Annotated in this window: 8 protein-coding genes and 1 other RNA gene; 5 read left to right on the forward strand and 4 right to left on the reverse strand. The window is 59.4% G+C overall.

The window, feature by feature from the left end:
- The first annotated feature begins 12 nt into the window (after nucleotides 1–12).
- Both vccA and DES53_RS10430 read left to right on the forward strand, forming a co-directional pair.
- On the forward strand, nucleotides 13–4,221 hold the full coding sequence (gene vccA / locus DES53_RS10425; protein WP_113958210.1) for a Verru_Chthon cassette protein A: 4,209 nt from the start codon (nucleotides 13–15) through the stop codon (nucleotides 4,219–4,221).
- A gap of 51 nt (nucleotides 4,222–4,272) precedes the next feature.
- Nucleotides 4,273–12,291: a beta strand repeat-containing protein gene (locus DES53_RS10430; protein WP_113958211.1), complete on the forward strand. Its 8,019-nt coding sequence runs from the start codon at nucleotides 4,273–4,275 to the stop codon at nucleotides 12,289–12,291.
- Between the two features lie 461 nt (nucleotides 12,292–12,752).
- On the opposite strand, the gene ssrA is transcribed toward DES53_RS10430, so the two are convergent.
- Nucleotides 12,753–13,102, reverse strand: a transfer-messenger RNA (tmRNA) gene (ssrA, locus tag DES53_RS10435).
- Nucleotides 13,103–13,644: 542 nt separating this feature from the next.
- Nucleotides 13,645–14,070 carry an RrF2 family transcriptional regulator gene (locus DES53_RS32915; protein ID WP_170157004.1) on the reverse strand — a complete coding sequence of 142 codons (426 nt, stop codon included), beginning with the start codon at nucleotides 14,068–14,070 and terminating at the stop codon, nucleotides 13,645–13,647.
- Between the two features lie 429 nt (nucleotides 14,071–14,499).
- Between DES53_RS32915 and DES53_RS10445 the strand changes: the two genes are divergently transcribed.
- Nucleotides 14,500–15,930, forward strand: coding sequence for a replication-associated recombination protein A (locus DES53_RS10445; protein WP_113958213.1), 1,431 nt, complete (start codon nucleotides 14,500–14,502; stop codon nucleotides 15,928–15,930).
- Between the two features lie 510 nt (nucleotides 15,931–16,440).
- Here DES53_RS10445 and DES53_RS10450 read toward each other — a convergent pair.
- Entirely contained in the window at nucleotides 16,441–17,343 is a 903-nt protein-coding gene (locus tag DES53_RS10450) for a formylglycine-generating enzyme family protein (protein WP_211325513.1), read from the reverse strand.
- Between the two features lie 183 nt (nucleotides 17,344–17,526).
- Nucleotides 17,527–19,404 carry a nuclear hormone receptor family protein gene (locus tag DES53_RS10455; protein WP_113958215.1) on the reverse strand — a complete coding sequence of 626 codons (1,878 nt, stop codon included), beginning with the start codon at nucleotides 19,402–19,404 and terminating at the stop codon, nucleotides 17,527–17,529.
- Nucleotides 19,405–19,563: 159 nt separating this feature from the next.
- Here DES53_RS10455 and DES53_RS10460 point away from each other — a divergent pair, with 159 nt between their 5' ends.
- Entirely contained in the window at nucleotides 19,564–19,857 is a 294-nt protein-coding gene (locus tag DES53_RS10460) for a hypothetical protein (RefSeq protein WP_147263330.1), read from the forward strand.
- A 60-nt stretch (nucleotides 19,858–19,917) separates the two neighbouring features.
- Nucleotides 19,918–21,234: an RsmB/NOP family class I SAM-dependent RNA methyltransferase gene (locus DES53_RS10465; RefSeq protein ID WP_245958133.1), complete on the forward strand. Its 1,317-nt coding sequence runs from the start codon at nucleotides 19,918–19,920 to the stop codon at nucleotides 21,232–21,234.
- Nucleotides 21,235–21,300: the final 66 nt, after the last annotated feature.

Below are 21,300 nucleotides of genomic sequence, written 5' to 3' on the forward strand. Positions count from 1 at the left end.
AAAAAGCTGACCATGACCCCCTCCATCGTTCCAGCTCATACTCATGCCCTTGCACGTCTACGGGCAGGCAAAGGCACAGCCCTGCTTCCGACCCTGCTGATCGCAGGCATGCTCACGATCATCGTTGTTCTCTTCTATGGCATGGCAACGGTGCAGATGCGCTCGTCTTCAGGTGAAGTAGCCACGCATGATGTCGGCACGCTTCAGGACATGGCTTTGAATTCAGCCATTGGCCAGTTGCGCGCAGGCTCGACGGAAGAGAACTCCCTGTGGATATCGCAGCCGGGAGCACTTCGCACCTATGGTCTCGCGAACGGCATCGCATCACGCATCTATAAGCTATACAGCGCAGGCGAGATGGTGGTGAGCGCCGCCAGCCTTACAGGAGCCAGCGCACTGAATCTCGAAAACGATCTACCCACGGATTGGAACAGCAAGCCGTCAGTTTACGCGGATCTCAATGAACCGGCCCTCGACGCATCGGGTGACCTGGTCTTTCCGATTCTTGACCCGCGCGCGATGGACATGGCCAATCCGACCTATCCGGGAAGCAGAACGCCGGAGGGATTTCGATATTCCACCACTCTTGCGGCCAGTTCCAAGAGCGTCCAAGGGGTGAGGCCCGCCGGGGTGGACCCTTCTTCACAACGGTTGCCCATGCCGGTACGCTGGGTTTACGTGCTGCGCGACGGGAGCATGGGGGTGATGGAAGATAGTGCGTCGCCGAAGTTCACACCTTTTGTGGGGCATAAACAAGCAAGCGCGGAGAACCCGATCGTAGGGCGCCTGGCATTCTGGACGGATGATGAGTCTGCCAAGGTCAATATCAACACGGCTTCCGAAGGACTCTTTTGGGATACCCCGCGGTGCGTTACCGGGAGGGAGGTCCAATTCGCTGAAAAGCCTCCCGTGCGCAACGAGGTCCAGCGCTTTGGCGGACACCCTGCAACCACATGCCTGAGCACCATCTTTTATCCAGGTGAGCGGCTACTCCCCCAGCCTGGAGAAATGCTGAAGAAGCTTGAGAATATCTATGCCGTTACTCCGCGTGTGAACGCGGATGCAGGACTAATGAAGGGCAACAATGCTCCGGTCACCTTCGACACTGATCGCCTCTATGCTTCCGTGGATGAATTCCTCCTTGAAGATCCCAGCGACGAGTCCGGTGAAGCAACGAGCTTCAGCAAAAGAGCCGTACAGCAGATGTTTGCAGGTGACGAAGCTCGCCTGAAGAGGCTTCGATTCTTCCTCACGGCGGAAAGCCGCGCTCCCGAAACGACGGCCAGTGGCATGCCCCGGGTCTCTGTGTGGCCAGTGCACTACAGGCCAGAGGCGCCCAACAACAAACGCACCTCCTTCGACAACGTGTCCGCATTCGCGAGCACTCTCGGCAAGCACCCCTTCCACTTTCGGCGCAGTGGTGCCGCCTCCAACATGGATGACTTCTCAAACTACTACAATGCGGAAGGCACAGACGAATTTGGCTGGGGGATGATTCACAATAACTATCTCGCGCAGTACCTCATCGAAGGCATCAAACTGCCCCGTCAGGGATATGGCAAGTCCATCGCGGAGAAATACGATGGCCGTTTCACATCCTTTGCTTCGACCCCGTATAACAGTGGCTCTGCAGTGGTGGCCATGTTGGAGTACATACGGCAGACGAATGCCAACGACAGCACGCACTCGACCAAAAACGTCACCCCCAGAGTGCCCGTGGATGCCTACTCACAGGCATCGGCAAATTGGATTGGCACAGATACGCTCGGTCAGGTGGCGGCCGTGGACATGAGCTACTACAGTCCACCGCTCAACACCGACAACAAGATTCTCAAGCGCAATCAAGACAATGATGGTCATGATCGCGTGTGGACCACCGGCATCGGACGGGAGTTCACGGTTTCTGAGTTCGGCCTGGTATTCATCCTCGCTGCAGAGTACCCCTCCGATCCGACCGCGGCCAAGGTGAATCCGGCACTTGTGGATCTTCTCAAGCTGCAACGTGGGCAGCGTGCCATCCAGGTGGGGGTGGTGGCAGAGGGATTTGCCCCTGCACAGGGCTACACCATGATCGCACCCAGCACCTCGTTCAACGTGACAGGTCTGGAGCATCTGCGCATTACGACGGATGGATTTGGCACGCGCAATACGGGCGGTGCCATCGTGACACCGCCGTTGGAGCAGGCCCCCGAAGTACGCTGGGGCACCCTGCTGCATAATGTGTCCCACTTGCAGTACCTCTGCGAAATCAAGCCACAAGAATCTCCGCTGGCCGGCAGAAACACCACCGGCAACTGGTGGACGGGATGGGGCGGCTCAGGTGGATACTGGATGTACGCAGACAGCAATGCCAACGGCGGAGCGGATACTGCAGCAGTTCCGGATCTGGATGTTGCCGCGGATAGCCTCAGCTCCCCGGCACAATACAGCCGTGGTTATTTTCTCGTTCCAGCGAATGCGACACAGATGACAATCTCCAGCGTCCGCGCGGGCAGTCTTGTAGACCGCTGCCTTGAAATCCGTGTGGGCAACCAGCGAAATGGGGACTACTCCAGCCGCAGGTTGCTGGCCGAAGTGCCTCCCAATATGATCGTGCCCATTCCCGGCAAGCCGCTGGAGTTGGCCAATACCTTCAGCAAACGCTACAAGAACGCACGCACGTTCTCCGGCAATCGATTCGCCAAGCCCGAGATCATTGATGGAAATGACGTGGTACGCACTTGGGTGGTGCGGCATGGGGACTATCGCCTCGCCTATCAAAGGTTGCGCGAAGGAGCAGGCGCCGCTGGCGTGGACGCGAATAAGCGGCTCTTTGTGCCGCATCCCGCATGGGATCCCACCACGCTGGGAGGGACAGGGCTTGTCACGGCCCAGTTGAAGCCCCAGATCCACGCCTTCACCAAGGCGGGTGGCAAACCCCACAAGACCGGCAAGCCGGGCAGCATGTGGATTCCGGGAGTCGAGTATCCTCCTACTTTTGGAAATGGTTCGGAAGATGTGACCTTAGTGGCGGGGGTGAACTACAACAACCAGGGTGCCACCAGTGACTATCGGCCGGATTTTGTGGTCAATCCCGTATCACCAACCTTCCGGGCGAATGTCCCCTCAAACTATCCCTATTCCGTGAATCCATCGGAGACACGTGACTGGGACAACGGAACTGGAATTGCGCCTGACGGATCCTATTGGAACAAGCCAGATGATGGCGCCACGATTTACGTCGGATCCATACCTCCCTACTTTTCCGCCAAGCCTTGGGACGGCGTGAATATCAACAAGAGACCGGTCAACCAGACCACGGCACCGAATCAGATGATTCCATCACCAGTGATGTTTGGGTCGCTCTCATCGGCTCCTTCCACAGGCCTCCAGTGGACTACCTTCCTGTTCCGTCCAGACATCACCCCAGGCGGGCATCTGGGAACAAAAGGCCACAGCACGAAAGGTGTCATGTCTGGAGCTCCGCCCGACCATGCGTGGCTTGACTGGTTCTGGATGCCCGTGGTGCAGCCCTACCCCATCAGCGAACCGTTTTCCACAGCGGGCAAGATCAACATGAACTACCGCATTGTGCCGTTCACGAACATCACAAGAGCCACGGGGCTGCATGCCGTGCTGAAGTCTGAGGAGATGCTCGCCATACCCTCGAGTGCAGGCACGACTTACAAGGACTACACCAAACTTTCCTCGAATCAAAACTGGCGCCACTACATCGATGCAGAGAAGACGCTCCTGCAGTGGGAGGCCAAGTTCAACCTCGGAGAGTTCTTCATGAATGCGGGAGAGGTGTGTGAGCAATTCCTCGTACCGAAGGACGAAGGCATCTCAGGGACATCTGCCAGCGCCATCGTGGCCCGGATGAAGACATATTGGGATGACCACCGCCTCACGGGAGACAACACACTGGAGCGTCCCTACGCCAATATCTATCCGCGTCTCACCACTCGCTCGAACACGTTCCGTGTGCATTTCCTGGTGCAGACCATCACCAAGGCCCGCTCCACCGATCCACAGACCTTCGATAAGGACAGAGACAGCATCACCGGAGAAAGCCAGGGAGACGCTCTCGTCGAGCGTGCGATCGACCCGAACGACCCTGCGCTGAAAACCGACGACTACGACTACATCGGCAGGGCCCGCAATGGCACGCTCAGTGTCGCGAAGTCTCTGGATACCCTCTACACCTGGCGCATCCGCAACGTTCGCCGCTTCATGCGCTAGGAGCTGCTTAAGAACAAACTTTCGACATCCCTCAAACCGACTCTACTTCTCATGCAACCTCCCTCCTATCTGTCCCTTAAAGCTGCATTCCAGGCATGCTTGTTGATGATGGTGGCGACTACCGCACCGGCCCAGCAGTGGGATGCAGGTGGAGCGGCGACAAACCTGAATTGGGGAAATGCCGCAAACTGGGACCCAGACGGCATCCCTGCTGCGGGTTCCACCGTTACCTTCGGTGCCACGGGCAGTAGCACCACGGCTGGCACGGTCACCAGCATTGTGGATGTCAACACCTCGGTAGGTTCATTGCAGTTCAATCATACCGCAGCCAATCAATTCCATACCGTTCAGATCAATAGTGGAGCTACCCTCACCATTGATGGCGCGGGCGGGATTGACCTCGGATCCACGGCCACCAACGCAGCCATGACCACCAACGTTGCCTTCACCGGTGGTGGCACCCTTGCCCTTACCGGTACGACTGCGGTAGTCGATATCGCCCTTCCCTTCACCACCATCAATTCTGGAAGCGCTCACACTGCCACCCTGAATCTCTCCACTCTCGGCGCCTTCACCACCAACATAGCCGATCTACGCATCGGTTACGGTTCCCTGGTCACGGGAAACTTGCTGCTCTCCGACACGTCCAATACGATCACAGCCAATAACATTCAACTGGGCCACAGCAATGGTGCCAATGCCTCCAGCGTCAGCACCATGACCCTGGGTGCAGGGGAAAACATCCTGCGCGTTACCAATCTGAATATCGGTCTGTCCAAGGCCTTTGGCACCTTGTCGTTTGCCTCGCAAACCCCGGGGAGTGCGGGCACCGTCACCATCGGTGGAAAGACGGCAGGCAGCGCTGCGAATATCACTGCGGGCTCTACCAATGGCACCGGTGGCACCTCGGCCACACCCACAGGCACTCTGGACCTCCGCGGCCACGTGGCCACCGTCACAGCAAATGTGCTTACCTTGGGCAAGCGCGACGGCTCCGGCGCTGGTGGAGCGAGTGGTAATGTCTACTTCGACGCAGGCACCTTTACGGCCAACACCATCAGCATGGCAGCCAAGACGGGTAGTGGCACAGGCCAAGCCACGGCTCTGCTCTCGATTGGCGGCGGCACTTTCACGGTCAATGCAGGTGGCAGCTTCAGCCTCGCCTCGCAATCGGGTACCGGCACAGCTTCTGGCAAACTTGAGATCAAGGGCGGCACGTTTGTCTCGAACGTAGATATCATCGATGGCGGTGGAGCCGCCACATCCACCATTGAGCTCATTGGGACCGGCGTGCTGGATATGCGCGGAAACGCCATTGGCGACGCCACGAATGCCATCGACACACTCAATTTCCAATCAGGTACCCTGATGAATGTGGGTGAAGTGAATGGCGGGCTCAGCCAGATGACAAAGAGCGGTGCAGGCACGCTGGTCCTTGATGGCATCAATACCTACACAGGTGGCACGCGTGTGACTGGAGGCGTCCTTCAGATCGGCTCCGGCGGCACCACTGGCACGATTGGCACCGGGGGCATTCAGCTCCAGGGTGGAGCCATCGCGTTTCATCGGAGTGATGAATTCCAGGTGACTGAATCCATCACCGGCTCTGGAGGAGGCATCCGGCAGACGGGCACTGGTCGCACGTCCATCATGTCGGCGAATAGTGGACTGGACGCCGCTGTCGTGGTCGTGAGTGATGGCATTCTGCGTGCCGGAAACAGCCTCGCACTCGGAACCTTCCCGGAGATCACGGTGGAGTCCGGTGCGCAGTTCACTTTCGCCACCAATTCCGCGACACCACAAACGCTGAGCACGGCATTCAATCTCACGTTGCAAGATGAAAGCATCCTTGCCATTGGCGTGGGGGATACGATTGCCACTTTCTCCGCAGTTACTGCCGGCGATGTAATTCTGAAGGTGCTGGGGAATCCGAATATCAATGCGGGTGGCACCTACAATCTGGTCACCTCCACCAATGGTGGGCTCAATGGAGCGAACTATCAGTTCCAGTTTTACGGCCTGACCAACGCATTGGTGGGCGGCTCCAACACCACCGCGAACAATATCTCTGTAAATCTCGTGGCGCTCGACCCCGGTGATGTTCCCGACACCCTGTACTGGAAGGGCGGGTATGCAGGCTTCGAAAATATCTGGGCCGTCTCCAATGGTTTGCCTCCTCCCAATGCGCAGAGCAACTGGACGGTGGACCGGGCCGGTGACTTCGTGGTGAGCATTGTGCCCGGCGAGACCACGGACGTGATCTTCGCCACCAACAATGCGAACACAACTTATATGCAGAATACCGCGCTGGGCTATGATATGCGCATACGCAGCCTCTCGGTCGACGGCAATGCCAGCGGCACTGCTGGCTCGAGCGCCGTTGCGGTGAATGACAATGACTACACCCTCACCATCGTGGGCGGGGACTCCACAGCTGGCACTGCCTCCATTTTTGTGAGTCATCTGACTGGCGGGCTTGCCTTGAACACCAACGTGAAACTCGAGGCGGACAATCCCTTGATCACGGTCGGCATGATGGATGGAACCTCGCTCGGACAGGGTACACTTGGCATTTCCGGCAAGCTTTCCGGAAATGGATTCACGAAACGCGGCGCAGGCACCATGACTCTCTCGGGCACAGCGTCCAATGAACTGGCGGGCACCACCCGTGTGGAGCAAGGGAATCTGATACTAGGCAAGACGGGAGGAGCCGTCGCCCTTACAGGAGACGCTCTTTTCATCGGCGAAGCAACCCCCTCCTCCCCAGCCCGCGCCACTGTAACCCTCCAGGCAGATGAACAGATTGGGGATGAGATGGATGTCACCATCTACACGGGAAATACGCTGCAACTCGCCGGCAACGATGAGACCATCAATGGCCTCAATGGCTCAGGATCGATCTCCAGCAATGTCGTGGGCACTGCCACCTTGACGATTGGTGCCGGTGGATCTGATGGAGCCTTCTCAGGCATCATTTCCAATGGAAACACAACCTCGCCACCGACCATGCTCGTGGCCCTGACCAAGACAGGCGAGGGCACTCAGATTCTCAGTGGTGCAAACACGTATACAGGCTTGACCTCCATCTTGGGTGGCACTCTGCAGTATGGTGCCAATAACGTCATCGCCAGCGGCGGCGTCACCGTGAACGGCTCTACAGCAGTGTGGGACATGCATGGGTTCAATGACTCAGTGGGCACAGTCACCGTGGCGGGAGGCGGTCGCATCATCGGTGAAGGCTCTACACTCACCAGCACCGCAACCTTTCAGATGCAGGACGGCATTGTGGATGTGAACCTCGCGGGCAGCGTCGGACTGACAAAGTCCAGCACGGGCCTCGTGATCCTCAATGGAAACAACACATACACCGGCACCACCACTGTCGGGGGCGCCAGCGGCATTCTGCGTGTCACCACCGATGGCGGCCTTGGCTCCGCTGCCGGCGGCACCTCCATCTCGGGAGACTCTGCCAACGGCGCCCGGCTCGAACTTTCCAATAACATCGTCATCCGTGATGCCCTCACCATCGGCGCTCGCCAGGGGGCCACAGCAAATGCCGTAGCCCTCAGCAACTTCGACGGAAACAATGTCTGGGCTGGAAACGTGACGTTCACCACCGGCGGCAGCAACTACAACATCGAGTCGAACACTGGATTCCTGACCATCAGCGGCCAGGTGTCAGGTGGCGGCACCACCGGAGGAGGCCGCAATCTTCAACTCATGGGTGCGGGCGACGGTCTTATCTCCGGCGCTTACATTGACGGCACTGGAGGTGCCACGGTGAACCTCTTCAAACTGGGAACTGGTACATGGACGCTCAGTGGGGCGAGCACCTATTCCGGAACCACAAACGTCAATGCTGGAAAACTCAGGGCGACGAACAAGGAGGCACTGGGCAACACCTCCCGCCTCACCGTTGCCGCCGGAGCCAGCTTTGAATATCAAAGTGGTGCAGCCGGAAACAATCTCAATGTTGCTGCCATCACCCTGAATGGCGGAAGCACAATCGGCGTGGAAGTCGGAAACACGATCGCTGTCACGGGTGCGGCGACCACGAGTGGTTCCATCACACTGGATGTCTTCGGCATCTCGGGCTTCTCCTACGTCAATGGCCAGGAGTACAACGTCATCACCGCGGCCAGCGGTCTCGATGGCGCCACCGCATATACCCTCGGCAAATTCTACAACCTCACCAATGCCACCGTCTCCGGTGTAGACTGGAATGCGACACGCGTGTGGCTGAATATGCAATCCGCCGCCGAACTCACCACCGCATACTGGAAGGGCGGATTCGCTACTGCGGAGAATGTGTGGGCCGTGACCAACGGCACCACTCAAAGCAACTGGGCCAGCGACCAGGCGGGGACGAACACCCCCCTCGTACCGGGTGCAAACACCAATGTGATCTTCTCGTCGACTGGTGCCACGAATGAGAATCCCATGACGCTCGGTGCAAACATGAGCATCGGCACGCTCACCTTCAATACTGCGTCGGAAGTGCTCCTTCAGGACCTCTCGCACACGCTTACGCTTAACGGGGCCGCTGCTATCACGGTAAACACGGGTGCGGGGCTCATCAATCTCAATACCTATCTCATGCTCGCGAATGGCGCGCCCGTCATCCAGGTGGCAGCGTCAGAAGAGCTGGTCATCGCAGGCAAGCTCCGGGGGAATGCTTTCACGAAGGCCGGAGGAGGCACTGTCACCCTCGCAGGAAATATCGACAACGACTACAGCGGCACACTCCGTGTGCATGAAGGCACCGTGGACCTGGCCAAATCCGCCAACACTCTGGCCGTGACTGGAGATCTCGAGATCGGAAACTCCGGAGGCTCCAGTGCCACTGTCCGGCTGATGAATCACGATCAGATTGCCAACACGTCCGATGTGCTCATCAATAGCGGTGGCGTGCTCAATCTCAATGGCTCGAATGAAGCCATTGATGGCCTCACGGGCACGGGCCTGGTCACAAACACGGCTGTCGGAACGACCTCCATCTTCACCATTGGCGCAAATGGACAGTCATCCGCGACCTTCTCAGGAATCATCCAGGATGGTGCTGCGGGCGCAGAAATCCGTCTGGTGAAGACCGGTGCCGGCACGCAAACACTCACCGGCGCCAATACCTACACCGGTGGCACGGCGATCAATCAGGGCACCATCATCGTGGGACAGGACAATGCCCTTTCCACAAATGGAGATCTCACCATTGGCGTGGGCACTACGGTGGGACGCCTGGAACTCAATGACCACAGCCAGCAGGTGAGCAGCCTCAGATTCACCAGCAACAGCGCCGACTACAGCGAGGTCATCATTGGAGAGGGAGAGTCGCTCACGATCAGTGGCACGCCCTCGGGCACGCAGGCATTTGCCATCGCAGGGAGTGGCTCAGGAGCCCAGACAAATGTGCGCATCACAGGCGAGGGCTCCTTCATTATCAACAATGCTGCCGCCAACAACAATGACTTCGTCATGACGCACACCTCCGGTGGCAATCCAGTCATGCGTCTTGATATGACGGGATTGGCCCGCTTCGAAGCCACGGTGAGGAATTTTGACATCATCAACCAGTCGTCCGGTTCACTGCCAAAGTTTGAAATCACCCTGGCGGATTCCACGCGCATTACGGCCAACCGCATGATCATTGGTGGGGCAGATGCCTCGCCTCACCCCTCTGGCAGCTTCTTCCACTTCGGCCAGGATACAGTGCTGAATTCCAACTCCATCACTTTCGCCACCAGGCGGAGCATTGTCGATGTGGGATTCCGCGAAGGGCTGGTCGATTCTCCCACATTGAAGATTCGTGCTACAAACGGCACGGGGCGTGCCGACCTGATCCTTGGCAACAACTCCCCTCAGTTGGGAGGCGCCATCGGTGGCTCGTCCAACCCCACCGCCATAGTTGATTTCAGAGGGGGCACCCTGGACTTCTTGCTGGATGAGGTTGTGCTCGGCGCTTCGGCCTCCGTGGCATCAAATGCACTTGGCCACGGTATCGGCGTCCTCTCCTTTGACGGAGGTACCGTGGACGCTACCATCGTCTACCTGGGCCTGGCTTTTGATATCGGCACCGCAGGCACTGACGTGAACCCGGGTGACGAGATCCACGGCACCCTGAATGTGGCTGGGGGAAACTTCACCGCAGGCAACATCTCCATCGCAGAGAACAGGGATGCCAGCAGTGGGGTGAACTCGTTTATCCGTGGTCAGCTCAATATCTCGGGAGGGGTGACTAACGTGACGAACAACATCACGGTAGCCACGCACACTTCCTCCAGCACTGGCGAGTCCATCGGCGAGGTGAACCTCACCGGGGGCAGCGTGACTGTCGGGGGAAATATCACCGAAGGTGCCGGAGCCAACGGCGCTCTGAACAAGAGCACGGTGACGCTGGACGGTGCTGCTCTCGATATGACGAATGGCACGATCAATGTGGATACATTCAATGCCATCAGTGGTCGCCTTTCCAATCTAGCACAACTCAATGCCAGCGGTGCGGCTGTAGACCTGACGAAGACCGGCGCTGGCAAGACGCTGGTACTTGCGGGTACCAATGCCTATACTGGAGCCACCATCGTAAGCGAAGGCACGCTGACCGCCGCGAGCTCAACCGCATTGCAAGGCACATCCGGACTCACCGTGAAGAGCGGCGCCACCTTTAACTACAACAGCGGAACCCTGGGCAGCAATCTCACCCTGAAGAGTGGCGCGGCACTCACTCTGGAGAACAACTCACGCGTGGGTGTGGAACTTGGGAACATCATTGTGACACAAGCTGCGGCTGTCACCACTGGAGCCAATGTCACCGTGGATGTCTATGGTATCACCGGGGCCACCTACAATACCCAGCGCTACGATGTGATCACCGCCACGGGTGGCCTCAATGGTGCAGGTGCCAGCTACCAGCTCGGCAATTTCTACAACCAGACAAACTACACCGTCAGCGGCATTCAATTTGATGCGAATGCGGTCTGGCTCAATGTAACCGCCGCTACGGCGCTCACAGAAGCCTACTGGAAGGGTGGATTCGCAGGGGGCGCGAATGTGTGGGCCATCTCCAACGGAACCTCTGCCAGCAACTGGGCAACCAACCTTGCAGGTGCGGATACACCGCTTGTGCCAGGAGCCAATGCCAGGGTCATTTTCTCCGCGACGACGTCCACCAACAGTGAAGACATGACGCTCGGTGCAGACATGAGCGTGGGATCGCTTGAGTTCAACATGGGTACCGCAGTTCTGCTGAATGATGCAGAACACGAACTCACTCTGAACCATGAAAATGCCATTACAGTCAATGGAACCGGGCCCGTGACCCTGAACACGAATCTCACCCTTGCCGACGACAACGCGGAAGTGAATACGGCCTCAGGGGCATCCTTGACGTTGAGCGGCACGACCGCAGGACAGGGCATGACGAAGACTGGACAAGGACGTCTGGCGATGACCGGGACCCAGACCTTCACAGGCGCTCTTACGCTTTCGGGAGGTACGACCTACTCAGCCAGCAACACCACCGCCCAATCGATCACGGTGGCATCCGGTGCCAGACTGGATGCAGCAGGCAGATTGACAAGCACGGGTGCATCCGGTGTGAATGTACAAGGGATCCTCTCCGTGGGCGATTCTTCTGCGGCGCTCCCCACGGCAACCACCCTGAGCATCACCACTACCGGTGGCGTACTGGCATTCGCGAACAACAGCACACTGGAAATGGATCTGATCGATGGAGCAGGGACTGGCGGAGGCGCTTCAGACCTGCTGGTTGTGACCGGAACCGTGAACATCGGCAGCAATGTCATGCTGGATGTGGATGTGAACGACATGGTGGCTTGGGCACTGGGAGACACGTGGAAGCTCTTCGACTGGACAGGTCTTACGAGCCTTACAGGGAGCTTTGCCACCTTGGAACTGGACACCATCTTGGATGGCACTGATTATCGCTGGGACTACAGCAAACTGTACACGGATGGCACCATCTCCATCGCCGCTGTGCCAGAGCCTTCACGGGCAGTTCTCCTGGTAGGTGCCCTTGTCTTGCTCGCCACCAGACGACGGAGATCGGTGATCTGATAGGACGAGAGTTATTGGGCTACTTGCGAGCGGTGCAAGTAGCTTGATAGCACGGCCGATGATTTTCTGGCTCCTTTAAATCCGGACAGGCTGAACCTTCATGTGGAGCCTGCAGATCAAGGGAGGTCAGTAGAAATTGCTCCAGAAGGCACAAGATTGGACACCTCCGACAAAGGCAGCTTTGCAACGGCTCGCTTCTGGGTATCAAGCTCTAAGGCTGACGTAGCGAGCCATTTGCAGAATCCGTGATATGCCCAGACAGCACCTTCCTGACATCGAGAGGGACATCCGCATTGGCCATCCTGGTGATGTGAGACGTGAGACGCCGGATTGCTGAGCTTTTTTCGATCCTCTTCGAGTCTGGTAACCAACGGCGCCCACACTTCTTCACTCGCCGCTGTACGTAGTCACACCTGTTCTTAGAACAACTTTCCCACGGTGTAAAACCTTGAAAATTAAAATGGTGGAGGCGAGGGGAGTTGAACCCCTGTCCGAATCGCCATCAATGAAAGCGTCTCCATGCGTAGTGAGTCATTTGGTCTCGAAGTGGCGGCTGCGGCTCACAGCATCCTCCACTCCCAGCGTCCTGTTAGTCTCGCCTTGGGGCCGGTCGCCCGCCCGTCAGGCCAGCCTGTAAGTAGTCGCGCGCCCGGTTCACAGACTTCACCGGGGGCACGTCGTGGCGCTTAGGCCGCGAGAGCAAGCTCGTTAGAGTTCGCAGTTATGGTTTGACACGATTGTTACGCGGTGACGCATCGTCCGCGGCATGCAGCCTCCACCTCAGACCATCCGTCGAAACCAGGACGCCCCCGATGTGAAAGTCACTGAGAGGGAACGTAGCACGGATGAGGTTGGACGCCAGCAATTTCATGTGACGGATCATTTCGAGAAGAATGAATTCCAACCATTTGGAGCTTGGCCGCCTTCATGCTACCTTGCCGTCAGATGAAAGAACAAGACCTACTGCGTAGGACGACGGGAAGGCTCCGTCTCCCCGCAGCCAATCAGACAAGACAGAATACGCCAACACAGAGCACGACCACGAACTGGCAAGCCGCTCAAGTCACCACGACGACGGCAGTCCCCGCCTGGCAGTCCAACGTTCAGTTGAGAGCTGGCCTGGTGAAGCGAGTGAGCAGCCTCTTGAGCAGGTAGCAAATAAGCTGCAGCCACAGAGACGCACGCCTTTCATAATAGAAGGGCGGTTGGCAGACTTTGAATGCCACCAACACCCATGGAGTGAAGCAGATGATGCTCCACTCCATAGCCAACGCTTTGAGATATAAGTGCGTCAACTGCTCTCAAGCGTCCAGAGCCACACCTGGCACCGCAAACTCACGCACAGCCTGCGCCTCAAATCTCAAAACTCACCGCGCCACGCGCCTGCTCGCGCTGCAGCACATCCGCCAGGGTCAGCGCACTGAGTTTTTGCTGGATGTCTTCGTTCAGCTCACGGAAGGCGGAGACGAGGCCGGGGGAGATGGCATTGCCAGCACCATCGCCACCGGGGAGGAGTTGCAGGGGGCCATCGATGAGTTCCAAGACTTCGCCCACGGAGATGCGGGAGGCCGCCCGCGCCAGTTGGTAGCCCCCACCCGCGCCGCGTCGGCTGGTGAGCAGCCCGCCCTTGCGCAGGACCAGGAGGATTTGCTCCAGGAACTTCAGCGGGATGCTCTCCTCCGTGGCCAGCGTCTGGATGGAGAAGACGGTGCCCACGCTGCTGCGGCTCATGGCCACCAGCGCGCGCAGTGCGTATTCCGCCTTCTTGGAGATTTTCATTGTCAGTTGGTTAGTACGGGGAACGGCACGGGGCAAGGGGGAAGAGGGGTTTGGGGTGGTTGAGCGGTGGCCAAGGGAGGTGGTCGATACACGCATAGCGGGTGACAGAAGGCGGCAGCCCGCAGGGAGCGGGACTAGCCTAGTCCCGGCAGCACGTAGCAGCTGACAGAGGGCGAAGGCGTCCCTTCCGCTTCTTCCCATGGCGACGTCACGAGTGACTTCCTCAAGACGCTCCGCACCCAGGCTCCCGACCCCGGGGACTAGGCTAGTCCCGCTCCCTGCGGGCTCACGCCCCGCTTCGTGTCTCATTCCCATTCCGTCATCGTCATCGTCATCCACCCTCCATCCACACACCCTTTGCCAATACCAGCCGGGCGCGGTAGCTTGCTCTTCCCGCGTGTATCCCCAGAACGCGCACGTGCCCGCCTCATGGACGACGACTTCTTCACCAGCGACAGCTCGACCTCCGCTCCCCCGCCCCGTTTCCCGGGTGCGAATGGGGGTGTAGGCGCTGACACGGATGCGGGCGGCACGCGGAAGGTGAGCCGGGCCATCCCGCTCGCGGCGCGCATGCGGCCACGCACGCTGGAGGAGTATGCGGGGCAAAAGCACATCCTCGGCGAGGGGAAGCTGCTGCGCCGCGCCATCAAGGCAGACCGCTTTTCCTCCCTCATCTTTTACGGACCACCCGGCATTGGGAAGACCACACTGGCCACCATCATCTCCCAGGAGACTCAGTCGCGCTTCGTCACACTGAGCGGCGTGGAGAGCAATGTGGGGGACATCCGCGCCGTGGCGGAGACGGCGGAGAAGCTGCAGCGCCTGCACAACCAGACCACGGTGCTCTTCGTGGATGAGATCCACCGCTTCAACAAAGCACAGCAGGACGTGCTCCTGCCGCACCTGGAGCGCGGCACGCTGCGCTTCATCGGCGCGACCACGCACAATCCTTTCTTCTACATCAACAGCCCGCTCGTCTCGCGCTCCCAGGTCTTCACCTTGGAGCCGCTGACCATCGAGGACCTGGAGTGGCTCCTGCAACAGGCACTGCAGGATGAAGCCCGCGGCCTGGGTGACATGCCCATCACGCTCACGCCTGAGGCCTCCAAACACCTCGCCACCTTTGCCGATGGCGATGCGCGCAAGGCCCTCAGCGCGCTGGAGCTCGCCGCACTCACCACGCCACCCGATGCGGAGGGGCGCATCACCATCGACCTCGCCGTGGCGGAGGAGAGCGTGCAGCAAAAGACCATCGTGTACGACGGTGACGGCGATGCGCACTACGATACCATCAGCGCCTTCATCAAGAGCATCCGTGGCAGCGACCCGGATGCCGCGCTCTACTGGCTCGCGAAGATGCTGCACGCCGGCGAGGACATCCGCTTCATCGCACGACGCATCGTCATCTCCGCGAGCGAGGACATCGGCATGGCGGACAGCAATGGCATCCGCGTCGCTGTGGCCGCGCAGCAAGCCGTGGAGTTCATCGGCATGCCCGAGGCCCGCATCCCCCTCGCCCACGCCACCGTCTACCTCGCCACCGCGCCCAAGAGCAATCGCGCCTACGTCGCCCTCGATGCCGCGCTGAAGGACATCCAGGAAGGCCGCACCCTCGCCGTGCCCAAGCACCTGCGTACCAAGACCCGGAAGAAACTCGCCGCCGCCTCCGGTGCCACCGCCGAGGAGATGGACTACAAATACTCCCACGACAGCGAAACCGGCTACATCCCCCAAGCTTATCTCCCCGAGGGACGAAGGTACTATGAACCGTCTAACAACGGCATGGAGCTAAAAGTGAAGGAGCGGCTCGACCACTGGCGGAGGTTGTTTGAGGAGAGTGGGGGCGGAAAAGGAAAGTAGTCCGCCGAGCTTCGGCGGCGAAGCTTGCTCACTCCGGTAGCGCCTTCACTATTGAGGTCACTTGTGCCGAAGGCCCTGGACTGCGCGCAGCCCTGCTGCCGCTTTCCTCAAGTGCAGCCTGCTGCACGCTCCACCGCGACGAAGTCGCCAATCTTTTCTCGGCACACCAAACCACGTGAGCGCACCGATGTTGGAGAAGCTGAAGGCTAGAGGGATATGATAACATAACCTCTCATAAGCGATCGCAGGATCCCAGCGCACCTCCGGCCTATCACATCGCATACCCATGCATCGGTAGGGCGCTGCTGCGTCGGCGCCCAAACTAGGTGGGGCTCGGGAGGTGCGGAGCAAAGGGGTGATAGAATATCGCGAGTGGCTAGCACACGGTTCCACTCCGCCTCAGCCCACAGAGATCAGGGCGCCGACGCAGCAGCGCCCTACCGTTGGGACATCCAATGATGTATCCCTCCTCAATTCGCTTCATAACAGTTGTTCTGACTTCCACCAATACTACGGAACCTCCACCACCACCCGCATCCCCTGATTCGCCAGCGACCCATGCCGATCCATCTGGCCGATGTCCACGAGGTTGAAGAAGCTGCAGGTATTCGCCGAGCACCACCACGAGCCGCCGCGTCCGGCCACCAGGCGCTTCTCCTCACCGGGTCGTGCGCCGGCGGGGAGGCCGGTGCAATATTCAAACACATTTCCTATCACATCATACAGACCCCAGGCATTCGGCGGGAAGGACTTCACCGGGGCGGTGTAGAGGTAGCCGTCCTCCTTGGTGTCCTTCATATGGCTCTCGCCATTCCAGGTGTTCGCCAGCTTCACATCATACTTGTTCCCCCAGGGATAGCGTGTCGCCTTCCCGGCACGGGCGGCGACTTCCCACTCAGGTAATGTTGGAAGACGACCACCCAACCATGCACAATAGGCGGCGGCATCAGCACCGCTGATTTGCGTCACGGGATGATCCTTCAGTTCGTCCCACGACTTGCCGTTGTCGCCAAAGGGCTTGCGCCAGTGCGCGCCGGGGATTTGTTCCCAGGCCCAGTCGGGCATGCCTTCCACAGCCACCTTGCCAGAGCCGCGCTTCTCCGCATCGGTCACATAACCGGTGGCTTCCACGAAGGCGGCAAATTGCGCATTCGTCGTCTCTGCTTCAGCGATGGCATAGCTCTTCAGCGTGACGGTGCGCAGTGGATTGCGCTCATGGCCTTTGGCTCCCACTTCATAGGAGCCCTCAGGCACGACGATGAAGACGTGGCCGTTCTTGCCCGTGATACGGGCGGGCGGTTCGGCGTGCAGGGGAGATACCGCTCCCGGTAGGCCCATCACCATCGCAAGCAAGATAGATATGGCAGCAGCCAGCAACGCCACTGACCGCACACGGAGTGTTCGGACCACCATGGAGTTGCGGACGGCGCGCTTCATCTTGTCACCCAATTGCAGAATTGATGGTTGAGAGTGTGCAAAACGCGGAAAATATTTTCATCTGAAGACCATCCTCATGGTGATTTGTTCCAGACTGCGGATTGCCTTGGACTCAGGCTATCAACTATCGACCATAAACTATCAACCCCGGCTCCAGGTTTACAGACCATCAGGCTCGGGAGCCACGGGCATGACCTTGGCACCGAGACGCTTTTCCACGGGCACGGTGGTGAGGTAATCGCTGGCCACCTTGCGCAGTTCCTCGCGAGTGGCTTCCGTATACGGCACCTGCACCACGGTACCACGAACGTACACAGGAATGTTCAGTTCCTCGTCCCATTTCACCCAGTTGCGGGATTCCCACGGAATGTCATCCGCGGACTTGAATTCCTTCAGCTCAGCTTTCGCGGCCACTTTCTTCAGTCCTTCACGATAGGCCTTCTCCACGGCGGTATTCTTGATCGGGGAGTAGTCTTCATTGCGCAGCAAGTGTCCAATGAGCCCAAGGATTTCCCGCTGATAGATGCGTGCAGCATAGGTCTGCTCCTTCCGCGGCTCTCCCATTCCACGCACCATGCGTTCATTCCACGAGACCGGACTGTCCAGCTCCAGCGCAGGCAGCGGCGCAGTAGCGTCCTTCTCCGCCGCCGTGAGCAGCACATGCAGTTGGTCTTCGAGGCGCAGCAGCTCCGGCAGGCACTCCACGCCTTGCACGGCCTGTACCGTCTCCAGCAGCGGCGCGGACAACGCCTGTCGATTCAGCCCGCTCTTTTGAATGGTCGTCTCACGCTGCGCGGGTTTGCCTGCCTGTCCCGCGAGCTTGGCCACATCGATGTTCTTCAGGCGCTCCAGCAGCACCGGCATCACCTCCACACGATAAGCTTGCAGCTTCGTAGCCGTGTCTACGCCCACCGAATAATGCCTCGGCGCCAGCAAACCATACGCCGGCAGCGGTACCTCAAACGCAATGGGGCACGGCAGGCCACACATCTGGCTGTAGTCACCCGGCTGGGCAATCGCTTGATCCAGCACCTGCGCCCCCGTCAGTGCGGGCAGCTCCTTCTTCTCCAGATAAGCCTGCACCAGGTCGCGTGTCTCCTTGCGCAACTCCTCTGTATAAGGCACGCGCACGATGCGCCAGCGCCAGTAGGGCACCCCGGCATCTTTATCGAAGGCCATGGAGCGCTTCCGGTCTTCCGGAATGTCTGCCGCACTGCGCACCTTCTGCAAATCTTCATCCAGCTTCCGATGCTGCAGAATCAGTGTGCGAATGCGCCCCAGCGTGGAAGTGGACAGGGACGCATAACCCTTGCGATGCAATAGCTCCACCATCACGCCGAGCATCTCGCGATCGAACACCATCGAGTCAAAGAGCTGCTGTTTCCGTTTCAGCTTCGGCGGCAGCTTGCTCCAGTCCTCCACATCTTTGAAGTCTTCCCCAGCGCCTTCCCACATCGTGCTGCCACCGGCATCGATGACCGGGATGGGAGCCTTCTCATCACGGTCCGCGGCCACATTGAGCTGCTGCAGTTGCTCTTCGAGGCGCAGCAGATGCGGCAGCAGTTCCACCGCATCGAGTTCCAGCACCATGCTCAGCATCACCCCGCCAAGCGTGCGTGGGTTCTGGTCCGTCTCCGTTTCGAAGTCCACCTCATCAGGCTTCGCAGGTGGATACAACGCGGGAAGCAGCGGCTTCTTGAGCTTCGCAGGCGCCTTGGGCGGATTCAGCAGATCCAGCTTCACCAGTCGGCGCCCCAATTCCTGCACCACCTCATCACGCCGCGCGCGCAGCAGCTTCGTCATGGGTTCGGAGAGGAAGGTGCTCTGCGAAATCGAGAGCCCGTACGCAGGAATCGGCGGGCGAGAATAAGGCACCGGCGGTGGCGCATCGCAGATCTGCGCGCCATCACCGGGACGCTGGATGGCCTCGTCAACGAGGGACTCAATTGGAACCTGGTACGAAGTCGGGCCGGACGCGCCATGCAGCGGAAACGCCCCGGAGAGCAGGGCCAGAGCGACCCAAAAAAGTGGCTTCATGTGTGGAGAGGTTGGCGTGAGCTTGGAACAAATCAACGACCGCTCCGTTTACATGAATGAAAATAAGGAATTACCTCTGAATATAAACTTATGCATAAATATTGCAGCCGCTAAATAATTTTCTCGCATTCTGCACGACCGCGGCACATGTTCAGGTCCATGCCGATACAGGTATGCATTGAAGAATTCTCCCGGCAGCATGAGGATGGAGCCCGCCGCCCGGTGACCACTCACGAGTCGCACAGCGAGGCACTCGAAGCAGCCAAGGCCCTGGTCGATTCCGGTCTGCTGGAGCTCTGGACCCCCGGCATGGCCCCGGACTACCTGCTCACCCAGTGGTCCACCCACGACGAGGATGTCTTTCTCACTCCGGATGACGGCGAAAACAAATTTTCCGCCATGGAGTATGCCAGAATGCGCTCCCGAGAACTGGCGTACCGGCGGCATCTGTAGGAATCATCCGGCTGAAGCCGGAGCTACTTTGGACTCCGCACTGGCGCTCCCCGCAGAACGGTGTTAGCGCAGACGGTGCCCCAGATTCCGCAGAAACTTCCCCGCCTCATCATTGACCAGGTCATCGAAGCGCTCGCCGATGTCTTCTTGGACGGCTACCATGCGGACAAGGTCATCGAACGCCGCTTCCGCGCCCATCCGAAGTGGGGCTCCCGCGACCGCCGCCTCTTCGCCGAGAGCGTGTATGACACCATCCGCTGGTGGCGCTGGTACTGGCACCTCGCCGGCCTGCCTGCGGAGGAGTACCTGCAAAAGGATGCGCTGGATGCCACCCGCCTCTGGCAGGTCTGGTCGGTCTATTGGTTTGAGAAGCACGGCTCCCTCCCCGGGTGGCCCGAGTGCCAGGAGATCAACACGGACAAGCTCCAGCGTCGCCGCGCCCGCACCGTGCCTGCCGCCATCCGAGCCTCGTTCCCGGACTGGCTGCACGACCGTGGAGCTGACGAGCTGGGTGAGGACTGGCCGCATGCGCTGGCCATGCTGAATGAGCCCGCGCCCGTCTTCCTCCGCGCCAACACGCTGAAGGCCGCCGCGGGCAAGGTCTGTCATGCGCTGACAGAGGAGGGCTATGAATCCCGCCCCGTGGGTGAAGAGCTGCCTGATGCCCTCGTGCTTACGAAGCGCCAGAATGTCTTCCAGACGCAGGCTTTCAAGGACGGCCTTTTCGAAGTGCAGGACGCAGGCTCGCAACGCATCGCACCCTTCCTCCAGGTCGCCCCCGGCATGCGCGTGGTGGATGGCTGCGCCGGTGCCGGAGGCAAGTCCTTGCACCTCGCCGCCCTCATGAAAAACAAGGGCCGCATCGTCGCGCTCGATACGGTGGAGTGGAAGCTCAAGGAACTGCGCAAACGCGCCGCGCGTGCCGGAGCGGATACCATCGAGACGAAGGTCATCGAAGGCTCCCAGACCATCAAGCGTCTGCGTGAAACTGCCGACCGCGTGCTGCTGGATGTACCCTGTAGCGGCCTCGGCGTCATCCGCCGCAATCCCGATGCGAAGTGGAAGCTGCATGCCGAGGAGCTCACCCGCCTCACCCTCTTGCAGGCGGATATCCTCGAGCGCTACTCCCGCATGACCCGCCCTGGTGGGAAGCTAGTGTACGCCACGTGCAGCATCTTCCGCAGCGAGAACGAAGATCAGGTGCGAGCCTTTTTGCAGAAGCATGGCGACGAGTGGACGCTGGAGGAAGAATTCCGCCTCCAGCCCGGCGATGACGGTGGCGACGGCTTCTACGCCGCCCGCCTCGCACGCAACGCCGAAGCAGCCAACCATCCCCGGCAGGAAGAATCTGCGGAGGATGGCGAGGATGCGTCGTAATGTTTATTCCCTGTGATGACCCCCGACGCGCACGCCCCGAAAAAACAACCTGCCAAGAGACGTCCT

Origin of the sequence: Roseimicrobium gellanilyticum, from assembly GCF_003315205.1 — a bacterium.
Lineage (GTDB): Bacteria > Verrucomicrobiota > Verrucomicrobiia > Verrucomicrobiales > Verrucomicrobiaceae > Roseimicrobium > Roseimicrobium gellanilyticum.

What these genes read in the sequence shown, in the direction of transcription:
- vccA (WP_113958210.1), top strand. Translation starts at nt 13, where the DNA reads ATGACCCCCTCCATCGTTCCAGCTCATACTCATGCCCTTGCACGTCTA.
- DES53_RS32915 (WP_170157004.1), bottom strand. Translation starts at nt 14,070, where the DNA reads ATGAAAATCTCCAAGAAGGCGGAATACGCACTGCGCGCGCTGGTGGCC.
- DES53_RS10445 (WP_113958213.1), top strand. Translation starts at nt 14,500, where the DNA reads ATGGACGACGACTTCTTCACCAGCGACAGCTCGACCTCCGCTCCCCCG.
- DES53_RS10430 (WP_113958211.1), top strand. Translation starts at nt 4,273, where the DNA reads ATGCAACCTCCCTCCTATCTGTCCCTTAAAGCTGCATTCCAGGCATGC.
- DES53_RS10460 (WP_147263330.1), top strand. Translation starts at nt 19,564, where the DNA reads ATGCCGATACAGGTATGCATTGAAGAATTCTCCCGGCAGCATGAGGAT.
- DES53_RS10455 (WP_113958215.1), bottom strand. Translation starts at nt 19,404, where the DNA reads ATGAAGCCACTTTTTTGGGTCGCTCTGGCCCTGCTCTCCGGGGCGTTT.
- DES53_RS10450 (WP_211325513.1), bottom strand. Translation starts at nt 17,343, where the DNA reads ATGGTGGTCCGAACACTCCGTGTGCGGTCAGTGGCGTTGCTGGCTGCT.